The following is a 14,528-nucleotide window of genomic DNA, read 5'->3' as shown; positions in this document are numbered from 1 at the left end:
ATAACAGTCGCAGTCATAGGAGTGGTCAACGTGAAGAAAGTACATATTTCCAATTACATGTTATTATGTGTTTGTCTAATTTTATTTGTTCTCTTAGGAGGATTTTTATATTCATGTGTATAAGAAAAAACGCATTCTAAAAAGAACGCGTTATAAAAAAGAAGTAATGATTAATCTAGTCCCAAGAATAATTAATGTGATACGCAATAAATTAATTACGGCGTTACCGCTTAATTTTGTATTAATATATGCCCCGATTTTTCCACCAATCCATGCACCAGGAATAAGAATTAATGCGTAAATCCAGCTGACATTTCCAAGGGAGATGTGAGTTGCAGAACTTACAATTGCTGATAGAAATACGATAAACATCGAAGTTGCTACAGCAATATGTGCTGGGAATGCAAAAAGTAGCATCATTGCTGGAACAAGTAAAGCACCGCCACCAATTCCAAATAATCCAGATATAAAACCAACTATAAAGGCGATAAAGATAGCGAGAAGGGGTGGGAATTGATAGTGTACAGTGTTTCCTTCGTTATCTGTAAAAGAGCGCTTGATTACAGTCATATTTGATAAAGAAAGGGGTTTTAATTTGTCTCGTAACATAAGAAGAATGGAGACAAAAATAAGAAAAATCCCAAAATATAAAGAAAATGTATCTTGGTTTAAAAATTTATTCGCCCACGAGCCGATGATACCACCAGGGCCACTCCCGATAAATAAAATAAGTCCACTTTTGTAATCTACTCGTTTATGCTTCATATAAGTAAGGGTGGAAGATAGTCCCGTAAAAACGACTGTTACCATTGAAGTTCCTACTGCAAGTTGTGGTGACAGGCTATGTAATCCGATTAATAACGGAACAATAATAATTCCGCCGCCAAGTCCGACTAGACTCCCGACTGTCCCGGCGATTAGCCCGATGAAAAGTAACATGATGTATTCCAAAATTGCCAACTCCTCTATATAACTTATCCACCAATTATTATACACGCTTTTTCATGAGAAAAAGCTTTGTTCACAAAAAAGTCGTCTTCCTAGAAAAATAAGGAAGACGACTTTTAATTAAAAGATTAAGTGTAATAAAGAATAAAATAAAGCAGCTAATGAAGCTGAAATAGGAAGTGTGATAACCCAAGTAATTAACATGCGTTTTGCAGTTCCCCATTTTACACCTTTTACACGATGAGAAGCACCAACCCCTAAAATAGAAGAGGAGATAACGTGCGTCGTACTAACTGGTAAGTGAATGAATGTTGCCCCGAAAATAACAAGAGATGATGATAAATCAGCAGCTACCCCATTTACAGGACGAATTTTCATAATTTGTCCACCGACAGTTTTAATAATTTTCCATCCGCCGACAGAAGTACCAAGACCCATTGCAATGGCACAAGATAATTGTACCCAGAACGGGATGTCGCTAGAAGTATGATAACTATTCGCCATAAGAGCCATTGTAATAATTCCCATTGCTTTTTGCGCATCATTCGTACCATGTGTATAAGCTTGTAATGCAGCAGTGAAAATCTGGAATATACGGAAGTTTTTGTTCGTCTTCGTTAAATTAAAGTTTTTAAAGACGACTTTAAAAATACTGTATACGATATAACCAATAACAAATGCGATAATTGGTGAAATGATTAAAGCTTCAATAATTTTTATGAATCCTTTAAAGTTTAATGAACTAAAACCAGCAGCAGCGATAGCTGCACCTGCGATGGAGCCAATGATTGCATGCGAAGAACTACTTGGAATACCGTAGTACCAAGTAATCAAATTCCATGCTATTGCCGCAAGTAAAGCGGCTAAAATTACAAGAGAACCATTTTGTAAAGCGAACGGATCAACGATATCTTTCGTAATCGTTTTTGCTACACCTGTAAATGTCATCGCACCTAAAAAGTTCATAATAGCTGCCATAATAATTGCATGTCTAGGCTTTAGAGCTTTCGTTGAAACAGCCGTTGCAATAGCGTTTGCTGTATCGTGAAATCCATTAATAAAGTCAAAAGCTAAAGCGCAAATGACTACTAAAACGGTCAGTATCAAGAGTGTATCCATGATCAAACTCCTTACGCGTTCTTCATAATAATTGTTTCTAATACGTTTGCAACGCTTTGGCAGCTATCCGCTACTTCTTCAAGCTCTTCGTAAATCTCTTTGTATTGAATGATCTTAATTGGATCTTTTTCACGAGAGAATAAGTGCTTAATCGCGTGACGGCGAATATCATCACATTGTGATTCATAATCTTTAATCTTAATCGCATTTGTACGAATGTCGACTAATTTTTTGTTAGACATTAATTCAACAGAGTTTGCAATTTCAATCGCACATTGATTAATTGCTTCTACGAATTTAATCATGTATTCATCAGCTTCTGTAATAGAATACATTTCGAATAGACCAGCACTATGATCTAATCCGTCTAATACATCATCCATACTCATTGCAAGCTGTAGGATGTCCTCACGTTCAATAGGAGTAATAAACGCTTTGTTTAGCTCCATAATGATTTCGTGAATAAATGAGTCACCTTTTGACTCATACTCTTTCATGCGCATAGAAAACTCTTTTAAATCGCTAGCATTTTTAATTTTATACTCCACGAAAAACTGCGCGCCTTCTTTTAAATTTTCGGAAACATTCATTAACATTTCAGAAAATTTATCTTTTTTTGATTTAAAGACCATTATTAGTTACCCCCACAAAAGTAATATATGTAAAATATATTGGCTAGTCAATTCTAACAAAAAACTGTCGTTTTTTAAAACATTTTATCGAAAAGTTTACAAAAACTTAACATAACTCTTATTGTTGTATTAATAATATTAATAATCAATATTGAATATCTTACTTGTAGAATGTCCTTTTCTTGCAAAAAGTATGAATGTGAAAGAAAAGCTTTACACTACAGGAAAGACTACGTTATTATAATAAATTTAAAAGGAGGTATATTCTTCCTTTTGAAAAGAAGAGTGTAAACAAACGAAGGAAGTGAACGAATGAAATTGAAGAACACTCACTTGAAAAAAATGCAGGAGTGGTTCAACAAGAGGAAGAAGCTTCGTAATTCATTAATTGTATTAGGAAGTTTGCTCGCTACTCTATTTATTGCTATAAATATAATAATTTCTATTCAAGACATATCTGAATTAAAGCAAGCTGTTCCGCAGCCGACCTTAATTTATGATGCAAATAATGAAGTTGCGACTAAATTAGCTTCTTCTAAAACAGAAGGCGTAAAAAAGAAAGATATTCCTGATATTATGGTTCAGGCCATTGTTGCAGTAGAAGATAAGGAATTTTTTAACCATCACGGGATTTACTATAGTGGAATTATAAGTGCAGTTTTTAAAAATATTACAGCAGGAGAAGTTGTAGCAGGGGGAAGTACAATTACACAACAACTTGCGAAAAATGTATTTCTGACACAAGACCGCACATACTCTCGAAAAATTAAGGAATATTTTTTAACAAAAAAAATAGAGCGTACGTATACGAAAGATGAAATCATTGAAATGTATATGAACCAAATTTATTTTGGTGAAGGTGCTTGGGGTATAAAAAGGGCAGCTAAATCTTATTTTGATAAAGATGTAAAAGATTTAACAATTTCAGAAGCAGCAACGATTGCGGGCTTGATTAAAGCACCATCTGCGTATTCACCTTATAAAAACTTTAACAAGTCAATTGAAAGACGTAATGTCGTGTTAAGTTTAATGAAAGAGCAAGGGTATATTTCGGACGAACAGTATAATAAAGAAAAAGAGAGTGGACTTGTGTTAAAACGTGGCGTTGATGATAAATACAAGGGAAAATACTCTCAATATGTAGACTATATTGTTAGAGAGGCGATGGACAAGTACGAATTAACACAAAATGAAATTTTAGCAGGTGGTTATCGTATTTATACAGAGCTTGACCCGAAAAAACAACAGGCCGTAGAAGACGTTGTGAATAATGATAGTTATTTCAAAGATAGTGGCTCAGACCAACTCATGCAAACGGGTGTAGTTCTTATGAATCCCAAAACAGGTGGTATACCAGCTTTAGTTGGAGGCAGAGGGCCGTATCAGTTTTTACAGTTTAACCATGCAACCCAATTAAAAAGACAACCGGGCTCAACGTTAAAACCTTTGGCTGTATATGTACCAGCGTTAGAACAAGGATATGAAGTATACGATATATTAAAAGATGAACCATTTAACATTAAAGAATATAAACCACAAAATAGCGATCATACTTTTCACGGTGATGTGACAATGTATGAAGCCGTAGCAAAGTCGTATAATGTTTCAGCTGTGTGGCTATTAGAACAAATTGGATTAGATAAAGGATTGAAATCTTTAGAGCGATTTGGTATTCCATTAGTGCCAGAAGATCGTACGTATCCGATTGCTTTAGGCGGTATGCATGTGGGGACATCTCCATTTGTAATGGCTCAAGCATACAGTACATTTGCAAATGACGGAGTCCAAGTGGAAGCTCATGCAATTAGGGAGATACAAAATGCTGAAGGTGAAACGCTTGGAAAGTGGTATAAGAAAGAGACACGAGTGACGAGTGAGAAAGTTTCTCAAAAAATGACATATTTATTAAAAGGTGTTGTCGAAAAGGGAACGGGCGAAAAGGCAAAAGTTAATAATGTTGATACGGCAGGTAAGACAGGAACTACTCAAATTGTAAATGGCCCGAGCACCGGTGCAAAGGATTCATGGTTTGTTGGATACACACCAGATTTAGTAGGTGCGATTTGGGTAGGATATGATAAAACCGATAGCGATCATTATGTTCCGGGTGGTAGTCAAATTACGACGACAATGTTCCGGGATATTATGAAAAAAGCGAACGCAAATCCAGCTCAAAAAGCATTTCAGTTATCGCTCATATCTGAGGCTGATTATAAAAAACAATTGACTACAATAGAAGAGGAAAAACGAAGAAAAGAAGAAGAGAAGAGAAGGAAAGAAGAGGAACAACAACGAAAACAAGAGCAACAAGAGTGGCTTGATAAAGTGAAAGAATGGATTCCTTCATTTTGGTAAAAGAAAGAGGCGAATAACGAAATTCGCCTCTTTTTTGTATGAAAAACAAAATGAAACTTTAAATGGTAGAGATTTTCATCTATCTTTATTAGCTATTATTCGTTAAGTATAATGTTCGTACTGCCATAGGATTCGGAATCGTATGTGACACTTATTCTACCTTTGCTTATAGGTTCATAAGGTAATTCTTCTTCGTAATTACCGTTATTCTCATTGTGGATAGAAAGTGTAATTTCATCGATTTTTTTATTTGTATACTGATTTTTAATCGTTTCAGCAATTTGGAGTAACGCCTCGGAACTAGAAGCTTTCGTAATAAGCATTCCTTTTATAACCCTTTTTTCATTATTTGTGGAATTGGAATAAGGGATGTTGCTTTGTTTTGTATACAAAAGTTTGTATGGAGCAGTTTTTCTCTCTGCTTTTGATATAGTGGAATATTTTAGAGTTAAAAAAAATCCTACACATAAAATAATGCATACCATAAGTGCAAACCAAATGCGTATTAGTGACATAACTCTCATTTTCATCCCTCTTTCATATCTTTGACTTCACTATTTATCATACAAAATAAGGATTAAGATAGAGTAAATTTGAGGTAAAGAAACGTAAAGAAGGAGCACTTATCCTCCCAAATAAGTGCTCCTTTCTATATAAAGAGAGATTTAATGCACGGTTAAACGATACATATTATTATAAATATACTTCTTAAGCGAAAATTAGTAAATTCGGAATACAGATAGTGTTGCTGTTGTATCGCCTGTGTTAGGAATAGAAATAGTGTTTGCTGTAGGCTGTATAGCAATCGTTGTACCAGCTTGTAAAGTAACAATTGTAGAGAAAGAAACAGCACTACCGATAACGTTAGTTGAGAAATTACGAGTAGGTGGTTGACCATTGAATGAAATACCGAATCCAAATGGTGAAGACCCTGGGAAAGTTGTAGACGCTGAGAAACTAATATCATATACGCCTGTTTCTAAAATCGTTAAAGTATCTGAAGTATCATTGAAAGAGATATTAGTTAATTCAAACACTTGATTGAATTGAAGGTTTGTTCCAGGTGATATAGTTTGTGGATTTGAGTTTCCGATTGCCGCGATCGTTACAGGAATTGGTGTACCCGCTGGTCCGGTTGCACCAGTAGCACCTTGAGCACCAGTAGCCCCCGCTGGCCCTTGAACGCCTTGAGGTCCTTGAGCACCAGTAGCGCCTGTTGCGCCTGCTGGCCCTTGAACACCTTGAGGTCCTTGAGCACCAGTAGCGCCTGTAGCCCCCGCTGGTCCTTGAACGCCTTGAGGTCCTTGAGCGCCTTGAGGTCCTTGAGGTCCAGTAGCACCTTGAGCCCCCGCTGGTCCTTGAGGCCCAGTAGCACCAGTAGCACCCGCCGGTCCTTGAGGCCCAGTAGCGCCAGTAGCGCCGGTAGCACCAGTAGCACCTGTGGCGCCTCCGCCTCCAAGACAACCTGATCCGTATTGAACTAGGATAGCTTGGATCTCTGATATAAGTTTAACTAGTTTGTCGGTCGTACAACAATCTACTTTGAATAACTTAGCGATATACAATAAATAATTAAGCAGGCTTTGTAGTTCAACGTACAACGCTCCGCATGAGAAAGGTGTTGTTCTTAAAATAGTTAATAGATTAGCAATGATAGAATTTCCAATTTGTTTTTGTGCTGGAGATAAATCTAAGCAATTGAGAAATTTTTGTAAGTTATTTAGGGCAGCGATTAAGTTATCGATATTATTTTGAGAAGGGTTTTGAAAGACAGCTTGAATAGCTTGGCCAAGAGCTTGAAGAAGTCTAACAAATTCTGTAAGTTCGGACTTAGAGATGTTAATATGACTACAAGCTCTGACTTCGCAACAGTCATTACCATAAAATACTTTTCCTTTATTTTTATTGTTCATCTTTTCATTCCTTTCTTTCATAGAATCAATAGTCATTACTATATATTAAAATGAAATTTATACTAAATCCGTGATGGACAAACTACCATTTCTAAAAAAATAAGAAATTGGCCCGCTTGGCAAACAAATAAGTAAGATATAGAGAAGGTTTCATATAATGTAAAGAAGAAAAGTTCAACATAAAAAACTGCATGTCGATTGTTAAGGGATTTAACAATTGACATGCAGTTCGTGGATTGGATTTTATTTGTCTTGATTTAATCTTTCAAGGGCTGTTTTAGGTAAGATTGGAATTGAAATAGTAAAAGTAGTACCATCTTCATTACTAGTCATTTTTAATGTACCGTTATGATTTTGAATAATTTTTTTCGTTACTGCCAAGCCGAGTCCTGTACCGGAATCTTTTGTTGAGAAGAATGGATCAAAGATATATTCTTGAATCGCTGATGGAATACCAGTCCCATTATCAGTGAAAGTAATACGAACAAAATTATCTAGGCGGTAACTAGTAATTTGGATAGAAAGTTTTTTTTCCCCTTGAGCATCGACAGCGTTCTGGAATAAGTTTAAAAAAACTTGCACAAGTTCATGACGATCAATATGAACTAAAATATCATCTAATTCGGTAGAAAAATTATAATCAATTGAAATGTTATGTAAAAAGACTTCGCTAGCTAGTAACTGTTGAATATACTCACGTAAAAATGTATTAATTGGAAAGGGTTCTCTTGTAAATTCACGTGTTTTTGAAATAGATAAAAATTTTGTAATGATACTATTTGCGCGATCTAATTCAGGAATAAGTAAGTTTTTAAATAGTTCTTTATTAGATGGAGAAACAGTTTCTTGTAAAAATTGTAAATAACCTCGTACGGTTGTAAGAGGATTACGGACTTCATGTGCAATACCAGCTGCGATTCGCCCTGCTAACGAAAATTTTTCTGCATCACGTTCTGTGTTTAAATAATGAAAGACACTAATAACTCTAAAAATTTCTCCGTTATAATCACGAATAATTCGGTTATTTAAAATACCATAGTTTTTGTCTAAAACTTCTTCATTATATATTTCTGTGCCTGTTCTTAATGTTTCAAGAGCTTTAATTTTTTCTTCAGGTAATTTTAGTAATTGTTGAATTGGCTTTCCGATTATATCATTTCGTACTACACCAAAATCATCTGCCGCAGCCTGATTACATAAAGTTATATTTCCTTTATTATCAACAAAGGTTACATGATGTGAAAAAGCATCAAAAATATGAACAAAGTATGTTTCAAGTTGTTTAAATAAAAATAATGAATCGCAAGTAAGCTGAAAATCAGCCTCTTTATTCTCTTTTTGTATGTTTTGAATAGAATGAGTTGATCTCGTTTTCTTTATTTGTAAACCAATCTGTGGATTTTTATATGTAAAATGATGTGGTAATTGATTCACAAGTTCTTCATAAAAACGTACTTTATTTTCTAATTCTTCTATTCGTTTTTCATGAGACACAATATCATCTTTTGGAAGCATAAATAAATAACCCCTCAATTTAAAAATTCTTCCATCTAGTATATCATATTTTTATACGGATACTCTTAAAGAAGGGACTACTTAATGAAATTGATTGGTCGAAGTGTTCAGGAAGTGAGTAGAATGGATAGTAGGTGAAGTTAAAAAGGGAGGAATATATTTGCTTTTCATTGGAGTAACAGGGTGGGGAGATCATGATTCTTTATATATAGACCCCTATGAAAATAGAAATAAATTACGAACATATAGTGAGTATTTCCCTATAGTAGAAGTGGATAGTTCATTTTATGCGATGCAACCTGCACGAAACTATACAAAATGGGCAATGGAAACACCGAAAGATTTTTCTTTTATCGTCAAAGCATATCAAGGAATGACAGGACATATGAAAGGTGAAGTTCCTTTTTCTACGTTCGATGAGATGTTTGATGTATATAAACAATCTATTCTTCCTTTAATTGAAGCTGGTAAATTAAAAACGATTTTATTTCAATATCCACCATGGTTTGATTGTAAAAAGAAAAATGTAGATTTTCTTCGATATACGAAAGAAAAAATGGAAGGTTTGCCGTGTGCAATAGAATTTCGAAATCAAACATGGTTTTATCCAGAAATGAGAGATAAGACGTTACAGTTTCTAGAGCAAGAAAAATGGATTCATACAATTTGTGATGAGCCACAGGCAGGGATGGGTTCAGTACCACTCGTATTAGAAGTAACGAATGCAGAGATGGTGTTAATACGTTTTCATGGACGAAATGTTCATGGCTGGCTTGATAAAGGGGAAAATTGGAGAGCGGTTCGTTGCTTATATCGCTACAACAATAAAGAATTAGAAGAATGGGTAGAAAGACTAGAACAATTAAAAAAGAAGACAAAGGACATATACGTATTATTTAACAATAATTCAGGCGGAGATGCAGCTGATAATGCGAAACAGCTTATGAAAATGATGAACATTACATATGGTGAGCCAAAGCCTGAGCAATTAAATTTGTTTGAGTGATAATAAACAAGAAAGGCACTGTACAAACAGGGGGAATGTACAGTGCCTTTCTATATGAAAAAGAGGGGTAACAATGTTACTGAGCGTTTGGTTGATTCATCAATTGTTGGCTTCGTAATAAATGATAATGGTTATCATTATCATTGTCAATGGTTTTCCTGAAAATAAATAAAAAATTTTTTATGGGATAGTAACGATAGGGAGATCCCTAATAGGAGTTTGGCTAGCGTAAAGAATTGTTTCGAGGTAGATTTCCTGCAAATCCCTGATAAAGTGAAACTTTAATCAGGGAGGTTTTGTTCATCCCCCACTGATTATCATTCCTCACCAATCGGGCTTTTACGGGCAGCCCGACCTCCATCTAACTTCTTTACTTCCGCTGAATTTTGAGGTGGGGGTCTTACTGCCCGTTAATGCGGGATAAAGTATAAAAAAAGAACAGCAATTAATGCTGTTCTTTGCTAGTGATGAATTGTTGTAAATCAAAAGGAGTTATCGCTTGGATAAATTCTTTTGAGATAAGTGTTTGAACAAGAGTACTCTCAGAAATAGAAGCACCTGTTTTCTTTTCATAAGCTTGTTTCAATAAATCAAGTTTTTCAGCCGTTTCTTTCGGTAATTCAATTGTTAAAGTGTTCATAATTTCTCCCCCTTACTATTAGAGTACCACTACAATATAGGAGAGACAAGAAAAGAGAATGTGAAACATAAAAAAGGTTACCATTTATAAATGGTAACCTTTTTTATGTATAAGAGTTATTAAGCAATACCGATATACTTTAAAGTTTTTGATGGAGTACTATGATCAAAGAAGTGTTGTAAAAATGCGATATCAACACCTGATTTGTATGCGCAATATCCCCAAGTTTTTCGAAGTGTATGTGAGCTAATCCCTTCTAATCCAACTTCTTTTGCAGCTTTGTTTAAAATGTACCACGCATGTTGTCTCGTAATAGATTTTGTTCCTTTTTGAGACTTTAACAATGGTTCATTACGTTTCCAAGTTTTACGTTCTTTCATGTAGTCTTCGATCGCGTGCTGTAAGTCTTCATTTACAGCGAACCATTTATGTTTCTTTACTTTTTCATTGTAAAATAAAATGGAATGGCGAACATTTTCATTTTCATCGATTACATCACTAACTTTTAATTGTAAGATTTCACTTACTTTTAAGCCAGAATTTACAGCTAATACGAATAATAAGCCATCACGTTTCGAAGATTGTAAAAGTATATTTTTGATAGTTTCTAATTGTTTTTCGTTTTGAATAGGTTGTCCTGCTTGTTTCATTTCACGCACTCTCCTCTTTTATATGTGTAAAGGAAAGGATTAACTTGTTTCTTACTATAAAGGGAGAGTGTGAATTTCATGTGAACTCCTAGTGAAATTAAGACAAATTATTTGACTTCTTTTACTTTTTGTAAATTAAAGTAGAATACAACACTATTAGTCGTATTATATACACCGTACTCGGCATGGTGTAGGTCTAAAATATTTTTAACAATAGATAATCCAAGACCAGTACCACCAGTATGACGGCTACGCGATGCATCTAAACGGTAGAAACGATCCCAAATTTTTTCAAGACTTTCTTCTGGAATAGGGTTTCCTGTGTTTTCGATTTCAACTTTTACTGTATCTTCCATTTCTATAACGGAGACTTGTATGTTTTCTCCATCTGGCGTATAGCGAATTGCATTGCTAAGTAAGTTCACAACTACTTGTTCAATTCGACTACGATTCGCTTTCACAAATATAGAAGGGTCTACATCTATATTCACTTGTAAATGTTTTTCCTCCATGCTAAATAATAATTTTGTATAGACTTGTTGAATTAATTCACCGATTGAGAATGTCGTCATATCTAGTTTGTACGTACCTGATTCTAATTTTGCTAACTCTAACATTTCAACAATAAGTCTGTTCATGTTTTCTGTTTCTTCTAAAATAACATCTGTGTAATACGTCGTATCTTTACTAACGCCATCTTTAATTCCTTCTGCAAAACTTCTAATTACACTGAGCGGTGTTTTTAATTCGTGTGATACACCAGAGATGAATTCTTTCCGCGTTTTTTCTAATTGACGTTCACGTTCAATATCTTGTTGTAATTTTGTATTGGCAACATTTAATCGATCAATTCGGTCTTTTAAGTTTACAGATAACGTATTAATACTACCGGAAAGTCCGCCAATTTCATCATCTGCTGTTACAGGTAATTTCTCGCTAAAATCAAAATTGGCCATTTTTTTTGTAACACGATTCATTTTAATTAATGGTTTCACAATGATTTTTGAGTAGTAGAAGGATAATAAAATAATGACGAGAAATACGATGATTAAGGCATAGACATAATAATCCTTTAAAACGAGCATTGCTTCATTAACAGGCTGTAAAGATGCTATCGCAAAAGCGTATTCTGTAATGTTCCCATCTTCCATAATAGGTTTTACAAAGATACTATTCTTTATATTCTCTCCGCCATCTATTATATAAGTGTTTAATTGGTGCGAGTTAGCAGTGCCATTTCTAATAATGTCTGCAAAATATTGTACGGCTTGTAATGTTTCAATATCATTTGCAAGACGAACCTCGGCTCTTGATGGAAGCTGTAATTTAGAGATAATACCAGTAAATTCAATTTGCGTTACAGTTTTAGAGCGATTTGTAAGTCTATTTTTGGAAGAGTTGCCATTAATGGATTGAAAATCTGAAGTGACACGTTCGTTTTGCCATCTATTATAATTTGTTGTCAATTCTAGTGGTGTTATTGTTCTCCCTCGTAACAAACCGACGACGTTTATCATGCCATCCTTTTTCAATCCTAAGTTTTCGAATTTCTTATATTCTTCAGGCGTTAAAAGATTATTGAGTGGAATAAAATATGTTTCATTATTTTTAGGATTAATTACATCAATGTAGTAATTGCTGTCACTTTTAATAATGCCCTCAGCATTTAAAAATTGCATATCAGCATTTGTTTTATCATGAAATTCTTGTTTTAGTTTTCTAATTTCCTCAGGATCTTTTTCGCTTTTTTCATAATTATCTACGAACTTCTCGAAAGAAGTTTGAACGTTTTTTATCTTTTTATTAATATAAAATTTCTCTAAAAATAGAGATTGTCCTAGGAAAAAAAGGAGGAATATGATTGTAAATAATGTAGATGTTAATAAAAATAGTTTAAAGACGATACTTCTGTTTTTCACTGCGTCACCTCTTGTGAGAAATACTGTAAATGATTTCTTTATTATAACAAATGGTACAAAAAAGTAGAGGAGAAAAGCTGTCTCTTCTGAAAGTAGTTTTTAATAAAAAGTCACATAAAAAGAACTCGACAGACGTATGACGAGTTCTTTAATGTATTATTGTTGAATTGCTGCATCTAAAGCGATTTCAATCATTTCGTTAAATGTAGTTTGACGCTCTTCAGATGTTGTTTCTTCACCAGTGAAGATGTGATCGCTTACTGTTAATACAGATAATGCATTTACACCGTATTTCGCTGCTAATGTGTAAAGCGCAGTTGTTTCCATTTCTACTGCTAGTACACCGTAATCTCCAAGCTTTTTCACCATGTCCATGCTCTCACGGTAAAATACATCTGCTGTTAAAACGTTACCAACACGAACGTGTAGGCCTTTTTCAGTTCCAGCATCGTAAGCTTTCTTTAGAAGGTCGAAGTTTGCAGCTGGTGCAAAATCAAATCCTGGGAATGTTAAACGGTTCATATTAGAATCCGTACAAGCTGTCATTGCAATAATAACGTCACGTACTTTTACGTCTTTTTGAATAGCACCGCAAGTTCCAACACGAATTAAATTTTTAACTCCGTAGCTTTGGATTAACTCGTTAACATAAATAGAAATAGAAGGAACACCCATACCTGTACCTTGAACAGATACACGTTTTCCTTTATAAGTTCCAGTGAATCCTAACATTCCACGAACGTTATTATAGCAAGTAACGTCCTCTAGAAATGTTTCAGCAATATATTTTGCACGTAATGGATCACCAGGTAATAGAATAGATTCAGCAATTTCGCCTTGTTTTGCTTCAATATGTACACTCATGAAAAGTCCTCCTTATAATGTATTGATAGAAATCAATATCATTTGCATTATACACTATGAATCCTTTCAATTAAAATCTTTTTTATCCTTTGTAATATGTGTAAAACAGAAGGATTTCATAAATTATAATCTAGAATATATATGTAAGAAGTTTTGTATGAACAGAGACTATAAAAATGGTAGGTGATGTTTTGAAAAATCTTGTCATTGGACTCGTTGTTTTGCTATTTGTTGTAGTAGGTGGATTTTACATAAAAAAGTATCAGGAAACTACAGAGACTGTAGGTGATGTTCAGGAAGTGAAATGGGATGTGTCAAATGGAAAAGGAAATGAGAAAGTAGATATTTCGTTTCAATTATTAAATAATAAAAATAACGAAGTTCGTGGTGTGAATGATCAAATTCGGGCAGTTATTGTAGACGGAAAGTTAAAACATGTACAACAAATGAAACCTACATTTGCAGGGAGTGGATCATATAAGGTATCTTCCAAAATAGCGAAAGATGAAGGATATACAATATTTTTATATGAAGACAAAAACAAGTCTGTGAACTCATTTGCGAAGAAAGATTTTGGGAAAGAAATAGACGAGAAAAATAAGAAAAAAGTAAAATTTCCAATTGATAATGTACTTACAAAAAAAATAGGGGAATATGAAGTTTCTCTTTTATTTGGTGCATTGCATCCGAATGAGCCAGTGACTTTAACATTTCAATTCCAAGCAAAAAAGGGTGAGAAATTGAAATTACATTCAGAGAGAGGAGAAATTGAGGCGCTCTATATCGTGGATGAAACGAGAGAAAACTTTTTATATGCAATACCTGTTGATACAGATGAGCAATTACAATATCGCATTACATTTCCTGCCGAAGGAACGTATAAAATATGGGGAGATTTCTATATAAATGGAAAGAAATATGAAAAAGAATTTATTGTACAAGTTCAAAAAAGAAAAAACAGCTAACT

The 14,528-nt window shown here is 34.2% G+C and carries 13 protein-coding genes; 3 read left to right on the top strand and 10 right to left on the bottom strand.

Annotated elements, in window-relative coordinates; all coding sequences use genetic code 11:
* Positions 1–150: 150 nt before the first annotated feature.
* The 3 genes from QCI73_RS19925 to QCI73_RS19915 form a co-directional block, all read right to left on the bottom strand.
* A complete protein-coding gene (locus QCI73_RS19925; protein WP_000455758.1) occupies positions 151–951 on the bottom strand; it encodes a sulfite exporter TauE/SafE family protein in 801 nt (266 codons plus the stop codon).
* 117 nt (positions 952–1,068) lie between these two features.
* The gene (locus QCI73_RS19920; protein WP_000380271.1) at positions 1,069–2,067 is read right to left on the bottom strand and encodes an inorganic phosphate transporter; all 999 of its coding nucleotides are present in this window, start codon (positions 2,065–2,067) and stop codon (positions 1,069–1,071) included.
* 11 nt (positions 2,068–2,078) lie between these two features.
* Positions 2,079–2,699 (bottom strand): DUF47 domain-containing protein, encoded by a 621-nt coding sequence (locus QCI73_RS19915; protein WP_000231448.1) that lies wholly within the window; start codon positions 2,697–2,699, stop codon positions 2,079–2,081.
* A 312-nt stretch (positions 2,700–3,011) separates the two neighbouring features.
* Here QCI73_RS19915 and QCI73_RS19910 point away from each other — a divergent pair, with 312 nt between their 5' ends.
* Entirely contained in the window at positions 3,012–5,054 is a 2,043-nt protein-coding gene (locus tag QCI73_RS19910; protein WP_000769281.1) for a transglycosylase domain-containing protein, read from the top strand.
* A 95-nt stretch (positions 5,055–5,149) separates the two neighbouring features.
* Here the strand turns inward: QCI73_RS19910 and QCI73_RS19905 are convergent, their stop codons facing one another.
* The 3 genes from QCI73_RS19905 to QCI73_RS19895 all read right to left on the bottom strand — a co-directional run bounded on the left by QCI73_RS19905 (position 5,150) and on the right by QCI73_RS19895 (position 8,482).
* Positions 5,150–5,578, bottom strand: a complete 429-nt coding sequence (locus tag QCI73_RS19905) for a hypothetical protein (RefSeq protein WP_001265566.1) — start codon at positions 5,576–5,578, stop codon at positions 5,150–5,152.
* Positions 5,579–5,773: 195 nt separating this feature from the next.
* Complete coding sequence (locus QCI73_RS19900) at positions 5,774–6,967, bottom strand: Gly-Xaa-Xaa repeat protein (protein WP_353823602.1); 1,194 nt, start codon at positions 6,965–6,967, stop codon at positions 5,774–5,776.
* 243 nt (positions 6,968–7,210) lie between these two features.
* Entirely contained in the window at positions 7,211–8,482 is a 1,272-nt protein-coding gene (locus QCI73_RS19895; protein ID WP_071742724.1) for a PAS domain-containing sensor histidine kinase, read from the bottom strand.
* A 160-nt stretch (positions 8,483–8,642) separates the two neighbouring features.
* Here QCI73_RS19895 and QCI73_RS19890 point away from each other — a divergent pair, with 160 nt between their 5' ends.
* Positions 8,643–9,488: a DUF72 domain-containing protein gene (locus tag QCI73_RS19890; RefSeq protein ID WP_000897342.1), complete on the top strand. Its 846-nt coding sequence runs from the start codon at positions 8,643–8,645 to the stop codon at positions 9,486–9,488.
* Positions 9,489–9,933: 445 nt separating this feature from the next.
* Here the strand turns inward: QCI73_RS19890 and QCI73_RS19885 are convergent, their stop codons facing one another.
* From QCI73_RS19885 to deoD, 4 genes are all read right to left on the bottom strand, one after another.
* The gene (locus tag QCI73_RS19885; RefSeq protein ID WP_001094859.1) at positions 9,934–10,128 is read right to left on the bottom strand and encodes a DUF3924 family protein; all 195 of its coding nucleotides are present in this window, start codon (positions 10,126–10,128) and stop codon (positions 9,934–9,936) included.
* A 119-nt stretch (positions 10,129–10,247) separates the two neighbouring features.
* On the bottom strand, positions 10,248–10,778 hold the full coding sequence (locus tag QCI73_RS19880; RefSeq protein WP_000806236.1) for a tyrosine-type recombinase/integrase: 531 nt from the start codon (positions 10,776–10,778) through the stop codon (positions 10,248–10,250).
* A gap of 107 nt (positions 10,779–10,885) precedes the next feature.
* Positions 10,886–12,697 carry a sensor histidine kinase gene (locus QCI73_RS19875; RefSeq protein WP_262725975.1) on the bottom strand — a complete coding sequence of 604 codons (1,812 nt, stop codon included), beginning with the start codon at positions 12,695–12,697 and terminating at the stop codon, positions 10,886–10,888.
* 156 nt (positions 12,698–12,853) lie between these two features.
* Positions 12,854–13,561 carry a purine-nucleoside phosphorylase gene (gene deoD / locus QCI73_RS19870; protein WP_000110707.1) on the bottom strand — a complete coding sequence of 236 codons (708 nt, stop codon included), beginning with the start codon at positions 13,559–13,561 and terminating at the stop codon, positions 12,854–12,856.
* A gap of 176 nt (positions 13,562–13,737) precedes the next feature.
* Between deoD and QCI73_RS19865 the strand changes: the two genes are divergently transcribed.
* The gene (locus QCI73_RS19865) at positions 13,738–14,526 is read left to right on the top strand and encodes a hypothetical protein (protein WP_353823601.1); all 789 of its coding nucleotides are present in this window, start codon (positions 13,738–13,740) and stop codon (positions 14,524–14,526) included.
* Positions 14,527–14,528: the final 2 nt, after the last annotated feature.

Source organism: Bacillus cereus group sp. MG16 (assembly GCF_040459875.1).
GTDB lineage: Bacteria > Bacillota > Bacilli > Bacillales > Bacillaceae_G > Bacillus_A > Bacillus_A paranthracis.
This window is presented reverse-complemented; position numbering and strand designations above follow the sequence as displayed.